This is a genomic window from Stenotrophomonas sp. STEN029, assembly GCF_056760015.1.
The window spans coordinates 24,134-42,267 of sequence record NZ_JBRREC010000036.1; the positions used below are offsets into that span (position 1 = coordinate 24,134).

18 protein-coding genes are annotated in these 18,134 nt (G+C 64.7%); 12 read left to right on the forward strand and 6 right to left on the reverse strand.

The window, feature by feature from the left end; all coding sequences use genetic code 11:
• The first annotated feature begins 47 nt into the window (after positions 1 to 47).
• Genes ACVOLI_RS09900 through ACVOLI_RS09910 form a run of 3 tightly spaced genes read left to right on the forward strand, consistent with a single transcriptional unit; the run spans position 48 to position 2,322 of the window.
• A complete protein-coding gene (locus ACVOLI_RS09900; protein ID WP_481534472.1) occupies positions 48 to 374 on the forward strand; it encodes a DUF3649 domain-containing protein in 327 nt (108 codons plus the stop codon).
• On the forward strand, positions 371 to 1,993 hold the full coding sequence (locus ACVOLI_RS09905) for a PepSY-associated TM helix domain-containing protein (RefSeq protein WP_481534473.1): 1,623 nt from the start codon (positions 371 to 373) through the stop codon (positions 1,991 to 1,993). Before ACVOLI_RS09900 ends, ACVOLI_RS09905 begins: the two co-directional genes overlap by 4 nt.
• Positions 1,990 to 2,322 carry a DUF3325 domain-containing protein gene (locus ACVOLI_RS09910; RefSeq protein ID WP_481534474.1) on the forward strand — a complete coding sequence of 111 codons (333 nt, stop codon included), beginning with the start codon at positions 1,990 to 1,992 and terminating at the stop codon, positions 2,320 to 2,322. The genes ACVOLI_RS09905 and ACVOLI_RS09910 overlap by 4 nt, the downstream gene beginning before the upstream one ends.
• Before the next feature lie 286 nt (positions 2,323 to 2,608).
• Here ACVOLI_RS09910 and rlmKL read toward each other — a convergent pair whose 3' ends face one another.
• Together rlmKL and ACVOLI_RS09920 are read right to left on the reverse strand one after the other, a co-directional pair.
• Entirely contained in the window at positions 2,609 to 4,747 is a 2,139-nt protein-coding gene (gene rlmKL / locus ACVOLI_RS09915) for a bifunctional 23S rRNA (guanine(2069)-N(7))-methyltransferase RlmK/23S rRNA (guanine(2445)-N(2))-methyltransferase RlmL (protein WP_481534475.1), read from the reverse strand.
• Between the two features lie 132 nt (positions 4,748 to 4,879).
• Entirely contained in the window at positions 4,880 to 5,407 is a 528-nt protein-coding gene (locus tag ACVOLI_RS09920; protein ID WP_481534476.1) for a hypothetical protein, read from the reverse strand.
• Positions 5,408 to 5,458: 51 nt separating this feature from the next.
• Here ACVOLI_RS09920 and ACVOLI_RS09925 point away from each other — a divergent pair, with 51 nt between their 5' ends.
• Positions 5,459 to 6,022 carry an N-acetylmuramoyl-L-alanine amidase gene (locus ACVOLI_RS09925; RefSeq protein ID WP_481534477.1) on the forward strand — a complete coding sequence of 188 codons (564 nt, stop codon included), beginning with the start codon at positions 5,459 to 5,461 and terminating at the stop codon, positions 6,020 to 6,022.
• Positions 6,023 to 6,040: 18 nt separating this feature from the next.
• On the opposite strand, the gene ACVOLI_RS09930 is transcribed toward ACVOLI_RS09925, so the two are convergent.
• Genes ACVOLI_RS09930 through ACVOLI_RS09940 form a run of 3 tightly spaced genes read right to left on the reverse strand, consistent with a single transcriptional unit; the run spans position 6,041 to position 8,732 of the window.
• Positions 6,041 to 6,970: a DUF1684 domain-containing protein gene (locus ACVOLI_RS09930; RefSeq protein ID WP_481534478.1), complete on the reverse strand. Its 930-nt coding sequence runs from the start codon at positions 6,968 to 6,970 to the stop codon at positions 6,041 to 6,043.
• Between the two features lie 59 nt (positions 6,971 to 7,029).
• A complete protein-coding gene (locus ACVOLI_RS09935) occupies positions 7,030 to 7,932 on the reverse strand; it encodes a sulfurtransferase (protein ID WP_481534479.1) in 903 nt (300 codons plus the stop codon).
• Positions 7,929 to 8,732, reverse strand: a complete 804-nt coding sequence (locus tag ACVOLI_RS09940; protein WP_481534486.1) for a CoA pyrophosphatase — start codon at positions 8,730 to 8,732, stop codon at positions 7,929 to 7,931. The genes ACVOLI_RS09935 and ACVOLI_RS09940 overlap by 4 nt, the downstream gene beginning before the upstream one ends.
• A 346-nt stretch (positions 8,733 to 9,078) precedes the next feature.
• Here ACVOLI_RS09940 and ACVOLI_RS09945 point away from each other — a divergent pair, with 346 nt between their 5' ends.
• Positions 9,079 to 9,510 carry a post-PEP-CTERM-1 domain-containing protein gene (locus ACVOLI_RS09945; RefSeq protein ID WP_296252392.1) on the forward strand — a complete coding sequence of 144 codons (432 nt, stop codon included), beginning with the start codon at positions 9,079 to 9,081 and terminating at the stop codon, positions 9,508 to 9,510.
• A complete protein-coding gene (locus ACVOLI_RS09950; protein ID WP_481534480.1) occupies positions 9,507 to 11,195 on the forward strand; it encodes a PA domain-containing protein in 1,689 nt (562 codons plus the stop codon). The genes ACVOLI_RS09945 and ACVOLI_RS09950 overlap by 4 nt, the downstream gene beginning before the upstream one ends.
• A gap of 358 nt (positions 11,196 to 11,553) precedes the next feature.
• On the opposite strand, the gene ACVOLI_RS09955 is transcribed toward ACVOLI_RS09950, so the two are convergent.
• Positions 11,554 to 12,255: an FKBP-type peptidyl-prolyl cis-trans isomerase N-terminal domain-containing protein gene (locus ACVOLI_RS09955; RefSeq protein WP_282270953.1), complete on the reverse strand. Its 702-nt coding sequence runs from the start codon at positions 12,253 to 12,255 to the stop codon at positions 11,554 to 11,556.
• A gap of 169 nt (positions 12,256 to 12,424) precedes the next feature.
• On the opposite strand from ACVOLI_RS09955, the gene ACVOLI_RS09960 reads away from it, so the two are divergent.
• The 6 genes from ACVOLI_RS09960 (at position 12,425) to pstS (ending at position 17,909) form a co-directional block, all read left to right on the forward strand.
• The gene (locus ACVOLI_RS09960; RefSeq protein WP_481534481.1) at positions 12,425 to 13,207 is read left to right on the forward strand and encodes an enoyl-CoA hydratase/isomerase family protein; all 783 of its coding nucleotides are present in this window, start codon (positions 12,425 to 12,427) and stop codon (positions 13,205 to 13,207) included.
• A 7-nt stretch (positions 13,208 to 13,214) separates the two neighbouring features.
• Positions 13,215 to 13,574, forward strand: a complete 360-nt coding sequence (locus tag ACVOLI_RS09965; RefSeq protein WP_481534482.1) for a hypothetical protein — start codon at positions 13,215 to 13,217, stop codon at positions 13,572 to 13,574.
• Positions 13,575 to 13,711: 137 nt separating this feature from the next.
• Positions 13,712 to 14,353, forward strand: a complete 642-nt coding sequence (nth, locus tag ACVOLI_RS09970; RefSeq protein WP_481534483.1) for an endonuclease III — start codon at positions 13,712 to 13,714, stop codon at positions 14,351 to 14,353.
• 169 nt (positions 14,354 to 14,522) lie between these two features.
• Positions 14,523 to 15,731, forward strand: a complete 1,209-nt coding sequence (locus tag ACVOLI_RS09975) for an OprO/OprP family phosphate-selective porin (RefSeq protein WP_481534484.1) — start codon at positions 14,523 to 14,525, stop codon at positions 15,729 to 15,731.
• 263 nt (positions 15,732 to 15,994) lie between these two features.
• Entirely contained in the window at positions 15,995 to 16,774 is a 780-nt protein-coding gene (locus ACVOLI_RS09980; protein ID WP_481534485.1) for a PA3715 family protein, read from the forward strand.
• A 115-nt stretch (positions 16,775 to 16,889) separates the two neighbouring features.
• On the forward strand, positions 16,890 to 17,909 hold the full coding sequence (gene pstS, locus ACVOLI_RS09985) for a phosphate ABC transporter substrate-binding protein PstS (RefSeq protein WP_282270941.1): 1,020 nt from the start codon (positions 16,890 to 16,892) through the stop codon (positions 17,907 to 17,909).
• Positions 17,910 to 18,134 lie beyond the last annotated feature (225 nt).

The following is an 18,134-nucleotide window of genomic DNA, read 5'->3' on the forward strand; positions in this document are numbered from 1 at the left end:
CCGGCTTTGCCGGTGGCGTCCGTATTGATCCGACTATGCAGGTTCCCGTGGACAGCACGCCTCTCGCCAGCCCCTGGTACACCCGTTTTGGCAGTTTCCTCGCGCGCCCCTGGTTGGGCGTGTTGTCGCGCTCGCTTGCCGCCATCGTCGGCGGCTACGCGCTGGCCGCCACTTCTTCGATGTTCTTCGCCGTGGCCTTGCCCATCCCCCGCAGCCAGGCCGTGCTGACCGGGATGCTGGTCGCCATCGTGCTGTGTGCGTGCGCCGCATTGTGGGCATTCGCTACCCGTAGCGCGCTACGCGCGTGGGTCGGCATCCTGGTCCCGACCGCGCTGTTGTGGCTGGGTACCCAGTGGTTGGGAGCTACCGCATGAAGAACGGATTCCGCCAATCGATGGCGTGGCTGCATACATGGACCGGCTTGCTGGTCGGTTGGTTGCTGCTGCTGATCTTCATGGCCGGCACGGCCAGCTACTATCGCGAGGAAATCAGCCGCTGGATGCGGCCTGAGCTGCCGCGCAGCACGGTCAGTGCCGACGATGCCGCTGGCCGCGCACTCAGCTTCCTGCAGCACAAGGCGCCGCAGGCCGAGAGCTGGAGCGTCACCCTCCCCGATACCCGCAACCCGGCAATGCGCATGTTCTGGCGCAACCCGGAGTCGATGGTAAAACCGCCAGTCGAGGGCGAGAAGCGTCGGCGACGCGGCGGCGGCCGCTTCGGTGATGCCACCGTCGACCCCAATACCGGCAATGAAGTCACCGCGCGTGAAACCCGCGGCGGCGACTTCTTCTACCGCCTGCACTTCGACCTGCATTACATACCGGTGATCTGGGCTCGCTACATCGTGGGTTTCTGCGCGATGTTCATGCTGGTGGCGATCATTACCGGCGTCATCACCCACAAGAAGATATTCAAGGACTTCTTCACCTTCCGCCCGCAGAAAGGCCTGCGTTCGTGGTTGGATTTCCACAACGTCAGCGCGGTGATGGCGCTGCCGTATCACGCGATGATCACCTACACCGGCATCGTCACCTTGATGTTCCTGTACCTGCCGTGGGGGGTGAAATCGGCCTATCCGAACGACGAGGACGCGTTCTTCAGTGAAGCCTTCGCGCGCATGGCCGAAGTCGAATCACCGGCGCAAGGCACGGCGGTGCCCGTGCCGATCCAGCAATTGATGGACAGCGCACGCAAACAGTGGAACGGCGCAGATATCGCTGGCTTCACCGTGTACCGCCCCGGCGCTGCCAATGCCGTTGTCGACATCCAGCAGCGCGATGGCAAGCGCCTGTCCATAGACACGCCGTCGCTGCGCTATGACGCAGTCAGCGGCCAGTTGCTGGAAGCCAGCCCCGGCGCCGGTGGTGCAACGCAGACACGTGGCGTGATGTACGGCCTGCACCTGGCGCGCTTCGCGGACTGGGGACTGCGTGCGCTGTTCTTCCTGTCCGGCTTGATCGGCTGCCTGATGGTAGCCAGCGGCGTGGTGCTGTGGGCAGTGAAGGAGCGGCCCAAGCATGCCAAGTCCGGCAAGACCGGTTTCGGCCTGCGCCTGGTCGATGCCTTGAACATTGGTGCCGTCGCCGGACTGCCGATCGCCTTCGCCGCTTACTTCTGGGGCAACCGCCTGCTGCCTGTGCAACTGGCAGAGCGTTCGGCGGCAGAGGCCAATGTGTTCTTCTGGGCCTGGGGCGCTGCCCTGCTGGCGGCTTTCATCTGGCCCAAGCGGATGATGTGGGCCTGGCAGCTGTATGTCGGCGCAGCCTTGTTCGCGCTGATCCCCCTGCTCAACGCCTTGACCACGAATGCGCATCTTGGCGCGAGCATTGCCGCCAGTGACTGGGTATTGGCCAGCTTCGACCTGTGCATGATCGCCTTCGGCGCGATGCTGGCCTACTGCGGCTGGCGCATGCAGCACTGGCAACCACCGTTGAGCGCTGCCGAGAAGAAGCGCCGGCAACAGGCCGCAGTCGCAGCGGAGGCAAGCGCATGATGCTGCTTGCCCTGGGTTTGTCGTTTGCTGCGTTCGCCGCCTTGTCGTTGGCGATGGAGAAGCACCAGCTGGAGCTGCATGGCAAAGATGGCGCCAGCGTTTCGCGCATGCGGCTGTGGCGCTGGTTGGGCTGGAGTCTGCTGACAGCTGCGTTCGCGCTGTGTGTGTGGCGCGGTGGCTGGGCGCTGGGGCCGGTGTGGTGGCTGGGGGCGATGACACTCGCCGGCTTGCTGCTGGCGTTCGGGCTGTACCCTTACCGGCCGCGCTGGATTGCGCCGTTGGCGTGGGCGTTGCCGGTAGCGGGGCTGGCGGCAGCAACCCTGCTGTAGAGCCGGGCCATGCTCGGCTGGGGCATTACCGGCCACGGCAAAAGCCCCCCCTCCCCAACCCTCCCCTTCGCTATGCGAAAGGGAGGGAGCAGAAGCGGTAGAGCCGAGCCATGCTCGGCTGGGGTGTTACCTGTAGTGCCGAGCCATGCTCGGCAGAGGCCTCACCCGTAGTGCCGAGCCATGCTCGGCATGGGCTTCACCGGTAAGGCCTCTGCCGAGCATGGCTCGGCACTACGGGTGAGGCCTCTGCCGAGCATGGCTCGGCACTACGCTGAGGCCGCCGTTGTTAGACCCGGCGCAGTTCCCAGGCGCGGTGGATGCGGGCGTTGCGCTCGAAATCCGGGCCGATGGTCTGTGCGGAAATCTCGCGGCAGATCGCGAACTCGGCAACCGCGTTCTCGTCCAGCTTGAAACGACGGAAGTTGTTGGAGAAGTACAGCACGCCGTCGGAGGTCAAACGATCCATCGCCGCACGCAGCAGGCGCACGTGCTCGCGCTGGATGTCGAAGTCTTCAGCGCGCGCCGAGTTGGAGAAGGTCGGCGGGTCGCAGAAGATCACGTCGTAGCGGTTCTTCTCCGCTTCCAGCCAGGTCACCGCATCGGCCTGCACCAGCGTGTGCTGGCTGCCGCCCTTGCCGTTGAGCGCGAGGTTGTCGGCACACCACTGCAGGTAGGTACCGGACAAGTCCACGCTGGTGGTCGATGAGGCACCGGCCACCGCGGCTTCCACGCTGGCCACACCGGTGTAGCAGAACAGGTTGAGGAAGCGCTTGCCACGGGCTTCCTGCGCCATGTGCGTGCGCAGCGGGCGGTGGTCGAGGAACAGGCCGGTGTCCAGGTAATCGAACAGATTCACACGCAGCAGCGCGTTGTTCTCGCGCACCAAAATGAACTCACCGCGCTGTTCGAAACGGCCGTACTTGCTGCCGCCCTTGCCACGCTCGCGCGACTTCAGCGCGACCTGCTCGGCCGGCACCTGGAACACCTCACGGGCCGCAGCGAGCAGTTCGTTGCGGCGGCGGCGCACGTCCACGTCCGGAATGGTCGCCGGCGCGGCGTATTCCTGCACATGCAGGAAGGTGCGGTTCTTGCCACCGTCCTCGCGGTAGACGTCGATGGCCGCCGCGTATTCCGGCAGATCGGCGTCATAGGCGCGGAAGCAGGTGATGCCTTCGCGGTTCAGCCAGTTCTTGAATTTCTTCAGGTTCTTGCGCAGGCGGTTGGCCACCATCTGCGCGCCTTCGCTGAGCTCGCGCGGCTGGCCGGCGTTCTCACGCTCCGGCACAGCGATCGGATCGCAGACGATCAGCGCGCACTCGATGGCGCCATTGAACATCTGGTACTTCTTGGCCGCGCGCAGGCCAGTGGCAAAGGCCAGGTCGGCGCTGCCGCACAGCAGGCTCGCACGCCAGGTCGGCACAGCCCGCTTGAGCGCATCGCCAATACGGCGGTACAGCACGGTGTCGGCGGCCAGACGCTCGTCATACGGCGGGTTGCAGACCACGCAGCCGGTTTCCTGCGGCGGCACCTGCACATCGGCCACGTCGCGCACACCGAACCAGACGGCCTCGCTGACGCCGGCGACCTCGGCATTTTCCTTGGCCGCACGGATAGCCTGCGGGTCGATGTCGCTGCCATGGATGACCTGCTTGAGCGCGGCACGACCGGCCTGCTCGCGCTCGCGCGCTTCGGCCATCAGTTCCTTCCACTGCGCCTGGTCGAAACCGCGCCAGCGGCTCGGTGGGATGCTGCCGTGGCGCTGCAGGCCAGGTGCGACGTCGGCGGCCATCAAGGCGCCTTCGATCAGCAAGGTACCGCTGCCGCACATCGGGTCGAGCAGGCCACCGCCTTCGGCGTGGATCTTCGGCCAGTTGGCGCGCAGCAGCACGGCGGCAGCCAGGTTTTCCTTCAGCGGTGCGTCGTTCTGCGCCATGCGCCAGCCACGGCGGTGCATCGGGCCACCGCCGAGGTCGATCGAGATCGTGGCCCGGCCCTTGCGCAGCGACAGGTTGATGCGCACGTCCGGGAACTCGACGTTCACCGACGGCCGCTCCATGCCCTGGTCACGCAGGCTGTCGACCACGCCGTCCTTGACCCGCTGCGCGGCAAAGCGCGCATGGGTGATGGCGGTACCGGATACATGCGCGTCCACCGACAAGGTCAGCTCGGGGGTGATGTGCTGGTCCCACGGCATCGCCGCCACGCCCTGATACAGCGAGTTCTCGTCCGGGCAATCGAATTCCTGCAGCGGCCACAGCACGCGGCTGGCCAGACGCGACCACAGCACCACGCGCTGCGCATCGCGCAATTCGCCCTCGGCATTGACGCCGGAAATGGTGGCGGTCGCCCGCGGCAGGCCCATCGCCAGCAGTTCGTCGGCGAGCAGGTATTCGAGGCCCTTGGCGCAGGAAACAAAGAAATTCACGGGAGATATCAACTTTCAGAAAGGGAATCAGGCCAGCCAGACGGGCGGGCACGGCGGCCGGCCCCGGGGCATCCAGGGGGTCTATTGTAGGCAGTTGCCCGTCGCGCCGTCGGATTCAGCCGACGGCCGCGTTCACAAACCGCGCAGCAAGGCCTCAAAGGCCTGGCAGGACGCATCCACATGGCGCATCAGGCGGTGGCCGTCGTTGACCAGCAGCAGCCGCGCTTTGCGCTCGGCGGCCCAGGCGATGACATCGGCGGCCGGGATCAGCTCGTCGTTCCAGGCGTGGACCACGCTGATCGGCACCGCCGCGGCATCCAGCGCCGGCATCGGCCCCATCGTGGTCGGCGGCACCATCAGGAACAGCCCGGCAACCGGCACCTGCAGCGAGGTGATGGCCGAGATATAGGCGCCCAGGCTGGACCCGGCCAGCACCAGCGGACCATGTGCGGCCTTTTCGGCTGCCCGCTCGATCAGCCGCTGCAGCCGCGCCGGCACGTCGCCGACCCTGCTGATATCGCTTCTGGCATCCAGATCGGTGTAGTCCGGGCGCTCATGGCTCCAGCCCAGGCGCTCGGCAACCTCAGCCAACGCGGTGACCTTGGTGGCGTCCGGGCCGCTCTCGAAGCCGTGCGACAGAATGCAGTGGCCGCGGCTCATGACTGGCGGCAAGTCGTGGGGGAATTCATGCGTGAATGCTAGCATCCACGCATGCACCTGCCGCCCCCCATCATTGCCAAGCCGCTGCCCTACGAGCACCAGTTGGCGCAGCGCAAGCTCGCCGATATCGACCTGGTGGTGATCCATTGCACCGAGCTGCCGGACCTGGCGACGGCGCGCGAGTACGGTGAGCGTGCGCTCTACGACAATGGCAGCGGCAACAGCGGCCATTACTACATCGACCGCGATGGCAGCATCCAGCAATACATCGCGCTGGACCGCGTCGCCCACCACGTGCGCGGCATCAATCCGCGCTCGATCGGCATCGAGCTGGTCAACCGCGGGCGCTGGCCAAACTGGTTCGACTCCAACAACCAGGCCATGAGCGAGCCCTATCCCGAAGCACAGATCGCCGCGCTGGTGAGGTTGCTGGAATGGCTGCCGCAGGCAGTACCGTCACTGCGTTACATCGCCGGCCATGAGCAGTTGGACACGGCCCTGGAACCGGCCAGCGACAACCCCAGCCTCAACGTGCAGCGCAAACTCGATCCGGGCCCGATGTTCCCGTGGGAGCTGGTGCTGCGCGCGATTGATCTGCAGCAGCTGCCGGAGTAAGCAACTCCCAGTACCTGCCTACTGCGGCAGGTACTGGAACTTCTCGCCGGCGGTCACCGCAAGATCCAGGCGATTGATGGCCGGCGCGATCGGGCACACCACGTGCGGGGTGAACGCGCAGGGCGGGTTCTCGGCGCGATTGAAGTCCAGCTGCACCACGCCATCGGAGGGCATGGCCGCGTACAGGTAACGCGCACCACCATAGGTTTCGCGGCCGCTGGTGCGGTCCGACAGCAGGAAGAACAAACGCCGTGATGGCGGCGCGGCCTCATCCAACACCGGCTGCAGCGTGTAGCTGCGCCCATTGACCTCGAACACCGCTTCGCCCGGCACGACGGCTGGCAACGGGGTGCCGATCGAGGTCAACAAGACTGCCTGCTTGGGCGCTGGGAACGGCCGCCATTGCGCCTTGATGTTCCATTTCGGGTCGACCGGGAAGTGCTCGATGGCGGTGAATTCCAGGCGCCGCGGCGACTGCGGGTCGCGATAGCGCCACCCCAGGATGCTGCCGGTGCGCACCAGATAGAACTCCGAATCACCCACTTGAACGCGACTGGCCTCGCTCACATGGGCCACACCGGGGACCAGAACCGCCCGCTCCAGCGGCTGACCATTGATCCGGGCACCCGCGCGACTACCTGCGGTGAAGATGGCCTCACCGTCGCGGTCCACCTGCAGGAAACCCAGATCTGCGGGGCCACTGGGCAACACCACATCATTGGCCGCGGCACTGCCCACCCGGTAAGCGCCGGCCTTGAGCCGCCCCGAGCCGGTATAGCTGAGCCAGCCCTCGGGCGCGCGCAGTTGCACCAGACGCTGCGTCCGCCACTGTTCAACCTCGCGCAGATACTGACGCACCGCATCGCCGGACAAGCCGTTGCCTGGCGCATTGCAAGCACCAAGAACCACCATCACCAGCACTACGCCCAGCCATTTCAATGAACGCACGCTTCCCCCGAAGCATTCATACCCATCGGCACCGCGCCCACTCGCGGCGTACTGATCACTCAACGTGTGGCGATTGGTCGGCCTGCATCGCTGGACCAACCACTCCAGGAATCACTGAATACACGCAGCCCAGGCAAACCCGCATGCGCAAACGCCAAGGCCAGATGACAGGCGGTGACACCCGAACCACACATCACCGCCATCTGCGTCGGTGCCTGTCCGGACAACAGCGGCTCCAACTCGGCATGCAGTTCCTGCGCCGGACGGAAACGACCATCACGCAGATTCATGCCGAACGGTCGGTTCAGCGCACCAGGCACATGCCCGGCTACCCGATCCAGGGGCTCGACTTCGCCGCGGTAACGTTCACCTGCACGCGCGTCCAGCAACCATGCCGGCGTCTGCGACAAGCGCGACTGCACCTCATCGGCACTGACTACCTGGGTCATGTCGAACTGACCGGGATAGGCCGGCAATGCAGGCACCACAACCGGGGCCGCATCAACCGCGTACCCTGCCGCCTGCCAAGCGGCCAGACCGCCATCGAGCACGGCGACCTTGCGATGGCCGATCAGGCGCAGCAGCCACCACAGGCGCGCCGCCGCCATGCTGCCATCGGCCGCATCGTAGACCACCACCTGGGTATCGGGCGCAATGCCCCAGTGTCCCAGACGCGCTGCAAAGACCTCGCTTTCCGGCAACGGGTGTCGGCCATGCCCCTGCTTGCCCATGTCCGACAGATCGTTCTCCAGATCCGCATGGAGCGCACCGGGAATATGTGCGGCGGCGTAGCCAGCGGCACCTGCCTGCTTGTCCGCCAACGAATAGCGCGCATCCATCACCCGCACCGCGGTGCTGGCGGTGGCGCGGGCATCGACCACGCGCAACTCGGGCTGTGCCAAGGCATTGGCCAGCTCCGCTACATCCACCAGCGTGGTCCACGAAACGCCAACCTGGCTCATGCCACCTGCTCCAAACGACGACGAAGGTTGTAGAGGATGGCTGCGGTCGCGCCCCAGATGCGCTGCCCGGGCCAGCTGTACTCCATGACATGACGGACACGCCCACCATGCTCGATATCCACCTGGCGCAGATTGGCCGGGTCCATCAGGTAATCCAGTGGCACCTCGAACACCTCGGCCACTTCGCCAGGTTCGGGACGTGCGATGAACGCCGGGTCCACGACCGCGACCACCGGCGTCACCCGGAAGCCGGTGATGGTGATGAAGGGGTCCAGATAGCCCAAAGCCAATACCTGGCTGCGCGGCAAGGCGATTTCCTCGTCGCTCTCGCGTAGCGCAGCTGCCAGCGGATTGCGGTCCAGGGTCTCGATGCGGCCCCCGGGAAACCCGACTTGACCGCCATGGTTGCGCAGCGCTTCGGTACGACGGGTCAAGATCACCTGGGTGCCCTGCGCGCGCGGCACCAGTCCGGCCAGCACCGCCGCTTCCACCGGCGGACCGGGCGGCAACAGGTCCTCCAGCTCCGAGCGGTTCCAGCCCGGCCCGGTTGGCGTCTGGGTCAGTGGCATCAAGGCCTGCTGCAACCGGTCACGCCCCTGCAGTTGCTCGGCAAACGCCTGCGCCTGGCGTGCGCGCCTTGGCAGTTCCTGCGTCATTACCCGTCGGCGCTCGTCCTCGCTCATGCGCATCCAGGCACCGATCTCGGCGCCATTGCGCCAGCAACCACGGCAATAGCCCTGCTCATCAAGCGCGCAGATGCCAATACAAGGGCTGGAGATGACACGAGCAGGTGCATCCATCAATTCCGACATCACGCTAGCGTAACGCGAGGCGCACTTCCGGACCAGTTATCCCCCTTTGTCAGCAGGAGATTTGCCCAGTCCTGATGACAAATCAGGCACAAACGGCCACGCCAATCCAGCAGGCCCCGATGACGCTTAGGCCCATTCATTGTGTGATCTTCATCAAACTATGGTTGAGCTGCGGTTCATCTCCGGGCACACTCCAATTGCCGACAGGGGGAACACGAACCATCCAATGCGCGTGACGCGCGTTCGATCAGCGTGGCTGTGGGACGCCTGCCTCGCACGCATATGGATGGAGCCTTATCGCTTTTCACTCTGTAAGCGGAGCTCGGAAATGAGAATGGCAAAACCTTCCTTGTTGTTATCGGCGCTGGCACTGTCCGCCAGCCTTTCAGTACAGGCCCATGAGCCGCCAACGGACGGCAACCCAAGCACCCCTACCGAAAGCGGCATGGTAGCCGGCATCGATGCCAAGACCGGCAAGCTGCGCAAACTCACCGATACCGAGATCCGCGCGCTTTCCGAAAAGGCAAACGCAATGCCTTCGGCAAGCCGCAGCGCCGCCGGCACCAACGCCGCCTGGGCACGCATTCCGCAGACCGGCACCGATGCCGCCAAGACCATCCGCCTGCAGAGCAACGGCATGAGCACTGCCGACCTGCCGCTGTCCGCGTTGAGCTCATTGAGCGTCGAACGCGATGCCAACGGTGAAGTACAGATTCTGGAGAACGGCGCACCGCTTTCGCATGGTCGACAGGAGGTGTCGGAATGAAGACGCTGCTGCTTTCCGCCGTCATCGGCAGCGCCGTGCTCAGCGCATCGGCCAACGCCGCCATCATCACTCCGATCAACCAGGATCCCGCAGGCAAGGGCCTGAACGACACCACCGTACGCGCGCCTGAAGGCGGCAACCCCGGCAAGACAGTCGGTGAGCAACGCCGCATCGTCTACCAATTCGCCGCCGATCTATGGGGCGCGGTGCTGCAGAGTGACGTGGAGACCTTCGTCGGCGCCAGCTTCCAGGACCTGACCTGTACCGCGACCGGCGGCACCCTCGGCTCGGCCGGCGCCTCCTGGATCGCAACCACGCCGCCCACCGCCACCGAACTGGGCATGATGTACCACGCCCCGCTCGCCAATGCCCTCAACGGCAGCCGCATCACCATCAGCAGTTCCGGCACCGATATCACCAGCCGCTTCAACGCCAATCTTGGCGGCAGCAACCCGGACGGTACGCCATGCATGACCGGCTCGGGCTGGTACTACGGACTGGACGGCAAAGCGCCCGCCAACCTGATCAGCTTCCTCGACGTGGTGATGCATGAGATCGGCCACGGTCTGGGCTTCTCCGGCTTCGTCGGCTACACCACCGGCCGGCTGGGCGAGCGTGCCGGCATTCCGCAGTACTACGGGTATTCGGACGTCTATACCGAGAACGCGTTCGACAACCTGTCCGGCAAGCGCTTCACCGAGCCCACGATGACCAACGCGCTGCGCGCAACGTCGGTCAAGACCCGCGGCGCTCCGGCATGGAACGGTGCAACCACCAAGGCGCAGACGCCCCTGTGGCTTGATCCTGCGGTGGTGCTGTCGGTCAACGGCAGCGGCCTGGTCACGCAGTTCTACGGCACCGCATCCTTTGGCCCGCCGGCCACTCCGGCCAACTTCGCTGGCGCGGTTGTCGTCGCCAACGATGGCACCGGTGCCGACACCGCCGACGGCTGCGAAGCAATTCCCGCCGGCAGCCTCAGCGGCAAGGTTGCCTACGTCAATCGCGGCGGCTGCGCATTCGAGATCAAGGCAGCCAATGCGCAGGCGGCAGGCGCGGTCGCAGCGATCATCGGCAACGTCGCCAGTTCCGGCGATCCGGGCACCGCGCCAGGCATGGCCGAAGACGCCAGCGTCAACGCCACCATCCCAACGCTTAGCGTCAACCTCACCGATGCCAATCAGATCAAGGCAGCGGCACAGGCGGGCACGGCGTTGACCGCAAGCCTGGGCCAGGTAGCCGGCCGCTATGCCGGTGCCGATGCCAGCGGGCGTCCGCTGCTGTATGCACCGGCCATCGTTGCCAGCGGCTCTACCTTCTCGCACTTCGAGAGTGTGCTGGTACCCGACGCGTTGATGGAACCGGCCAACAGCCCCAACACCGACGCGGGCCGCATGGTCGACCTGACCTTGGCGGTATTCGTCGACCAGGGTTGGGACTTGAACGCTGGCACGGCGCGCATCGGCAGCTGCGATACGGGCGTGAAACTGTTCAAGAACCCGGGCTTGATCGCCGGTGCCAATGTGCAGGCCCAGGATCGCCTGTGCCGCACCACCGCCAACGGCAACCGTGCGCTCTACCTGCGTTGCATGAACGACACCGCTGCCTCGCTGAAGGCCGTGAACCTGATCAGTACCGTGGAGCAGGCTGGCATCCGCACATGTGCGGCCAAGGTGACGTCGCCGTAAATCCAGTCGAGCAGGGATTGCCGGTAGTGCCGAGCCATGCTCGGCAGAGGCTCTACAAGCGAAACCAGCAAAACAGCACTGGATGTTGAACAAAGAGCCGGCGCCTAGGTGGCGTCGGCTCTTCTTTTTCACACAACACTGAAAGCTACCTGGCCTGCAACAACCCAGCTTGCGATGGTCGGCTACTGCGGCCTTGGCCGGTTGCGCGCCTGCACTGCGCTGATCGTTGATGACGCGCAACTGCTGGTGTCGCCGGGAAAGCCCTTGCCGAGCATGGCTCGGCACTACATGTGCTTGCAGACAAAAAGAAAGCGCCGGTGTTGCCACCGGCGCCTCTTGTTGCATCACTGGTTTGCGCTTACTTGACGCTGACCAGCTTGATCTCGAACTGCACAGCCACGTTCGGCGGGAACGGGGTGCGCGGGTCGGCACCGTAGGCCTTCTCCGGCGGCAGGGTCACTTCCCACTTGGCGCCGGCCGGCATCTGCAGCAGGGTTTCGCGCATGGCAGCCATTTCCACTTCGCTCAGCTTGATCGACGGAATCGACTGTGCCGGGCGAGCTTCGGTCGGACGCTGGCCGTACGGGAACGGACCGGCAACTTCCAGTGCAACGGTGCTGGCCTGGGTCGGCTTGGCGCCGGCACCGGCTTCGATCACGCGGTACTGCACGCCGCTGGCCAGGGTCTGCACGCCGGCCTTGGCCTTGTTGGCGGCAATGAACTGGTCACTGCGGGTCTTGTTTTCAGCAGCAGCCTTGTCGTACTCGGCCTTGGCGGCCTGGGCACGGCCCTGCTCGCGGCGCTGGAAGGCTTCAACGGCCGGCTTCAGCTGGTCGGCGGTGATTGCCGGCTGCTTCTTGGCGTAGGCATCCTGCAGGCCCTTCACCACCGAAGCGATGTCCAGCTGCTCGCCACGACCGGTGAGCTCAGCCAGGTTGTTACCGTAGTCATAGCCGAAGTAATAGCTCAGCTTGCCCTTTTCGGACGCGATGTCCTGGGCGAAAGCGGTGCCGGTGACGGCCAGGGCGGCCACGGCGACCGCAATAGAACGCAACTTCATCAAACAGTTCTCCAGGAATGGTGTCTCAGGGCAAGCATGCCGCTAGAGGCGACGGGTTAGGATAGCCGTCACAAAGGCTGTCCGCCACTGACGACGCTCACCTACGACCGTCTTCGACTGAAAGAGTTCAATCCATTACTTTTTTTTAACGTTTCGAGGCTTTCACCCCATGTCCGAGTCACCGGTTTCGATCAGCACCCACGCAGGCGTCCGCACCATCACCGTGCAGCGCCCGGAAAAGCTCAACGCCCTCAACCGGCTGACCCTGGAAACCCTGGATGCCGCCTTCGCCGACGTAGCACTGGCCGAGGATGTAAGGGTTGTGGTCCTGACGGGCGCGGGTAGCAAAGCCTTCGTTGCCGGCGCGGACATCGCCGAAATGAATACCTTGACCCCGGTTCAGGGCCGCGATTTTTCGCTGGTCGGACAGCGCCTGATGCGCCGGATCGAGCGCCTGAACAAGCCGGTCATCGCAATGGTGAACGGTTTCGCACTGGGCGGCGGCATGGAACTGGCCATGGCCTGCCACCTGCGCATCGCCGCCGATAGCGCCAAGGTCGGCCAGCCGGAGATCAACCTGGGCCTGGTACCGGGTTTTGGCGGCACCCAGCGCCTGCTGCGCCTGGCCGGCCGCGCGGCCGCGCTGGAACTTTGCCTGCTGGGTGCACCGATCAGCGCCGAGCGCGCCCAGCAGTTGGGCCTGATCAACCGCGTGGTACCGGCCGCCGAGCTGGAAGCGGAAACCACCAAGCTGGCCGAGCAACTTGCCAATGCCGCACCGCTGGCGCTGCGCGGCATCCTCGACGCGATCAACGTCGGAGGTGAGTGCGCTATCGAAGAAGGACTCGAATACGAAAGCGCACAGTTCGGCCTGGTGTTCTCCACCGACGACATGCGTGAAGGCACCAGCGCCTTCCTGGAACGCCGCAAGCCGGAATTCAAGAATCGCTGAGTTGTCCATGTCCAACGCAAGCGCTACACCCCGCCAACTGCTGCAATTCGTGCTGGACGATGATCTGGATGCGGCGCTGCGCGCCGGGCTGATGGACTACATGCCGCAGCCCGGCGATGAACTGCTGGATCCTGCGCAGCCGCAACTGCCACGACTGCTCACGCAGGCCCAGCAGCAGCTGCGCACGGCCTGGGCCGCGCGTGAGCGCCATCGCGCCCGCGCCGCGCGACTTGAACGCCGTGATGCCGAGCGCCAGGCACGCCGTGCGCCGCCGCCGGCAGCTGACAGCAAGCCTGCCCTGCCCTCTGCGGCGGCGGCAATCCTGGCACGTGCCAAGGCGCGCGCCGCAGAAAAGCCGGGCAAATGAAGCCAGTGGCAGTGAAGAAAGCTACAGTGAAGAAGACGGCCGACAGAAAAATCGCCGCGAAGAAGATCGCGGTAAAGAGCGCTCCGGCAAAAAAAACCGCACCGCGGAAAAGCACGTTGGCTCGCGGCAGCAAACGCATGAGTGCGGCTGAAGTATTGGAGATGTTCACCCGCCTGCGTGAGCTCAACCCGCACCCGACCACCGAGTTGGAATACAGCTCGCCGTTCGAACTGCTGGTGGCGGTGACCTTGTCAGCGCAGGCCACCGATGTTGGCGTCAACAAGGCAACCCGCAAATTGTTCCCGGTGGCCAATACCGCCCAGGCCATTCTTGCCTTGGGCGAGGAAGGACTGAAGCCTTACATCGCCACCATCGGCCTGTTCAACGCCAAGGCCAAGAACGTGATTGCCGCCTGCGCCATCCTGGTCGAGAAGTACGGTGGCGAAGTGCCGGCCGAACGCGCCGCGCTGGAAGCCCTGCCCGGGGTCGGCCGCAAAACCGCCAACGTGGTGCTCAATACCGCCTTCGGCCAGCCGACGATGGCGGTGGACACGCATATCTTCCGCGTTTCCAACCGCACCGGACTGGCACCTGGCAAGGATGTACGGGTGGTCGAGGATGGGCTGGTGAAGGTGATTCCGGATGAATTCCTGCAGGATGCGCACCACTGGCTGATCCTGCACGGGCGCTATGTCTGCAAGGCGCGCAAACCCGATTGCCCGCAGTGCGTGATCCGTGATCTCTGCCATTTCAATGACAAGACCGGCGACGCCGCGTGAGCGCTGCTGGCTGCCATCTGTACGACACTTTCCCGTAACAGCCCCAAGGCCCAATACGCAGGCCCTTGTGCCACAAGGCCAAAGCTCGTCGTTGAACTGTCACATTTACGCAATCTTTACGCCCTAGCCTTCGCAGCAACCTCCAACCGCCTGCAAGGCTACCCACCCAATGAAACTGCATCGCCAACTCCTTACCGCGGCCGTGGCTGCTGCACTGTTCGCGCCGGCTGCACACGCTGAAGTCGCCATCGACGTTATTGGCGGTTCCGAAATCACCTTCGAAGGCCTGGTCCAGGCCGACGGCAACTGGTTCAGCAATGACAAGGCCGACCTCAATGGCGTTGCCAAGAACGGCAAGGACAGCGAGTTCGAACTGCGCCGCGCCGAGCTGGTGCTGAAGGGCAAGGGCCCGGGCAACATCGAATGGGTGGTCGGCTACGACGCCAAGGCCGACAAGTTCCTCGACACCAACGTCAAGTACAAGCTGGGCGGCAACAGCAACCACTTCCTGCAGGCTGGTCAGTACAAACAGCCGAACAGCCTGGAAGAACTGTCCAGCACCAAGAACAACGACTTCATCTCCAAGGCCACCGTCACCAACACCTACGCAGTTGCCCGCCGCCTCGGCGTTGGCTACGGCGTTGGCGATGCCAACTGGTCGGTCACCGCTTCGGCCTTCGGCCGCGAGCTGACCCGTGACCTGGCCCATGGCAGCGGCTACGGCGTGCGCGGCACCTTCGCCCCGATCAACGAGAAGGGCAACATCCTGCACCTGGGCCTGAGCTACGTCGATTACGACACCGACGCCGACCTGCTGCGCCTGCGCGCCCGCCCGAACGCCGACCTGGCTACCGTGCGTCTGGTCGACAGCGGCGACCTGAAGGACACCGACCGTCTGAGCACCATCGGCGCCGAAGCCATGTACGTGCATGGCCCGTTCAAGGCCCAGGGCGAGTACTACAGCTCCAAGGCCAAGCGTTACGACCACGACAACTACAGCACCGACGGTTACTACATCAGCGGCGTGTGGAACGTGACCGGTGAGACCTGGGGCTACAAGGGCGGCACCCCGAGCCTCGGCCTGCCGGATGAGCCGGGCCGCGGCATGTGGCAGCTGGGCGCACGCTTCGACCACATCGACCTGAACGACGGCGGCCTGAAGGCCCCGGCCGTGGTCGGCGGCACCCCGCTGGTGGACGGCGTGCTCGGTGGCAAGATGGACATCTGGACCGTCGGCGCCAACTGGTACTGGCGTTCGAACTTCAAGGCCTCGCTGAACTATGTAATGGTCGACAGCAACAAGTACTCCTCGTCCAGCAAGAAGTTCGTCAGCGACAAGCCGGACATCCTGGAAGCGCGCCTGCAGTTCTTCTGGTAAGCATTGGCTGCATGCAATACCACGAACGCCCCGCAAGGGGCGTTCGTCGTTGCAGCGATTGCGCTTTTGTAGGAGCGGCGTAAGCCGCGAGGCAAGCAACGTCGATGCTCAAGCAATCGCCGCAATCTGAAGGTCTGTCAGCTTCGCGACTCACGCCGCTCCTACAACGGCAGGCGCCGCTGCGCTTGCTGAAGCTGTGTAAGCTTCGCAGCTTACGCAGCTCCCACAACGCATCCGGGGAGCGCTCCAACCGGATGGATTCCATGCGCACCTGCCTGCTGGCACTACTGCTATCCCTGCCCGTCACCAGCTTCGCCCAGGACTGTGGTGATGACGCTGCCGCGCGTATAACCCAGGCGTACCAACAGCGCGACACCGCCGCCCTGCCCGACCGCTCCGGCTGGTCCTTCGACGCCGAGCGCGGCGCTTGCCGGGTATGGCCAGCGGATACTTCGTTGACCTTGATCGCGGTACCGTTTCTGGGCCCGGAGGGATCCAATGGTGACTCCCAGTCGGGCGACCTGGATGTATTGGTGGTCGACAGCGCCAGTCTGCGCCCACGCGCGGGGCTCCGCCTGCCCGAGGTGATGAACAGCGATGCGATCCATGTCGACAGCGTCGGCCTGGATACCGCGCGTTACAACCTCTCGCCGAGCGTACGTGCGTTCGGCGTACGCAGCTCACGCAGCAACTCCTCGCAACCCAACCCTTTCAGCGAAACCCGGCTGCAGCTGCTGGTACTCAACGGCAGCAACCTGGAAGCAATTACCGGGCAGATCGTGATGTCCAGCAGCGGCGGTGAATGGGATACCCGCTGTGCCGGTGAATTCCATGAAACAAAGCGCACGCTGGAGGTTGGCCCCACCCCCGCGCAAGGCTGGGCAACGCTGACAATCCGTGAACGCGGCAGTTCAACCGTGAACCACGAAGATGCCAAGGGTGACTGCGTGGAAGCCCGCGAAGAGCAGCCCGTGCGCAGCTTCAAGCTGCTACCAGAGGGCCGCAGCTACCCGCTGCCAAGCGAGGTTGAAGCGGCATTCTGATTACATGCATCACTGTCATATGTGCGTCATATGACAGACGCTGCGCTGTCATCAAATGGTTATGGAATAGGCGCCGGGGCGGAAACCACCGCACATCAACTCCCAGGAGCCATTCGTGATCCACGCCATCAAATCGCGCGCCGCTGTAGCCATCCTCGCAGCGTCGTCCGTGTTCGCCGCCAATGCAGCCGATGTCACCGGCGCCGGCGCGTCCTTCATCTACCCGGTCATGTCCAAGTGGTCGGCCGACTACAGCGCTGCCACCCGCAACCGCGTCAACTACCAGTCGATCGGTTCGGGCGGCGGTATCGCCCAGATCAAGGCCAATACCGTTGACTTCGGTTCGTCCGATGCGCCGCTGAAGCCGGAAGAACTGGCGTCGGCTGGCCTGGTGCAGTTCCCGTCGGTGATCGGCGGCGTGGTGCCGGTGCTCAACGTGCCGGGCGTGGACGCCGGTGCGATGAAGCTGGATGGTCCGACCCTGGCCAACATCTTCCTGGGCAAGATCACCAAGTGGAATGACCCGGCCATCGCCGCACTCAATGCCGGCCTGACCCTGCCGGACACCAAGATCACCGTCGTCCATCGTTCCGACGGTTCGGGCACCACCTTCAACTTCGTCAACTTCCTGTCCAAGGTCAACGCTGACTGGAAGACCACCGTCGGTGAAGGCACCAGCGTCCAGTGGCCGGTCGGTATCGGCGGCAAGGGCAACGAAGGCGTGGCCGCTTACGTCAAGCAGATCCGCGGCTCGATCGGTTACGTCGAGTTCTCCTACGCCCTGCAGAACCGCCTGACCTTCTCGCGCATGAAGAATGCCGCCGGCAACTTCGTGCAGCCGCGTGACGAGACCTTCTCGGCCGCTGCTGCCAGCGCCGACTGGGCCAACGCACGTGACTTCTACCTGGTGATGACCAACGCTCCGGGCGAACAGGCATGGCCGATCACCGCCACCAACTTCATCCTGATGCGCAAGCAACCGAAGAGTGCCGAAGGCGCCAAGGCGGCGGTTGAGTATTTCCGCTGGATCTACGCCAACGGCGACGCCCAGGCCCGTCAGCTCGACTACGTGCCGCTGCCGGACCCGCTGGTCCGCCAGATCGAAACCTACTGGCAGCAGAACCTGCGTTACTGAGTAAAGAGCCGGCGGGTCCCTCTCCCTCGCCGTCTCAAGCGCGGATCAAGTGATCCGCGCTTTTTTTGTTTTTTGTAGGAGCGGCGTCAGCCGCGAAGCCGGGTATTCCGAAGACCCTGTAGAGCCCCGCCCAGGGACGCGGGCAGCCCCCCCCGGAGGCGCCCAGCCCCGCCAGGGGCGGGCCGCCCCGGGCGGGGGAAAGGGGAAACCCCCACCCCCGGCCGG

Coding starts and splice junctions, on each gene's coding strand:
- ACVOLI_RS09905 (WP_481534473.1), top strand. CDS start 371: ATGAAGAACGGATTCCGCCAATCGATGGCGTGGCTGCATACATGGACC.
- ACVOLI_RS09910 (WP_481534474.1), top strand. CDS start 1,990: ATGATGCTGCTTGCCCTGGGTTTGTCGTTTGCTGCGTTCGCCGCCTTG.
- ACVOLI_RS09920 (WP_481534476.1), bottom strand. CDS start 5,407: ATGAGCCGCGGCCACTGCATTCTGTCGCACGGCTTCGAGAGCGGCCCG.
- ACVOLI_RS09925 (WP_481534477.1), top strand. CDS start 5,459: ATGCACCTGCCGCCCCCCATCATTGCCAAGCCGCTGCCCTACGAGCAC.
- ACVOLI_RS09935 (WP_481534479.1), bottom strand. CDS start 7,932: ATGAGCCAGGTTGGCGTTTCGTGGACCACGCTGGTGGATGTAGCGGAG.
- ACVOLI_RS09940 (WP_481534486.1), bottom strand. CDS start 8,732: ATGGATGCACCTGCTCGTGTCATCTCCAGCCCTTGTATTGGCATCTGC.
- ACVOLI_RS09945 (WP_296252392.1), top strand. CDS start 9,079: ATGGCAAAACCTTCCTTGTTGTTATCGGCGCTGGCACTGTCCGCCAGC.
- ACVOLI_RS09950 (WP_481534480.1), top strand. CDS start 9,507: ATGAAGACGCTGCTGCTTTCCGCCGTCATCGGCAGCGCCGTGCTCAGC.
- ACVOLI_RS09955 (WP_282270953.1), bottom strand. CDS start 12,255: ATGAAGTTGCGTTCTATTGCGGTCGCCGTGGCCGCCCTGGCCGTCACC.
- ACVOLI_RS09960 (WP_481534481.1), top strand. CDS start 12,425: ATGTCCGAGTCACCGGTTTCGATCAGCACCCACGCAGGCGTCCGCACC.
- ACVOLI_RS09965 (WP_481534482.1), top strand. CDS start 13,215: ATGTCCAACGCAAGCGCTACACCCCGCCAACTGCTGCAATTCGTGCTG.
- nth (WP_481534483.1), top strand. CDS start 13,712: ATGAGTGCGGCTGAAGTATTGGAGATGTTCACCCGCCTGCGTGAGCTC.
- ACVOLI_RS09975 (WP_481534484.1), top strand. CDS start 14,523: ATGAAACTGCATCGCCAACTCCTTACCGCGGCCGTGGCTGCTGCACTG.
- ACVOLI_RS09980 (WP_481534485.1), top strand. CDS start 15,995: ATGCGCACCTGCCTGCTGGCACTACTGCTATCCCTGCCCGTCACCAGC.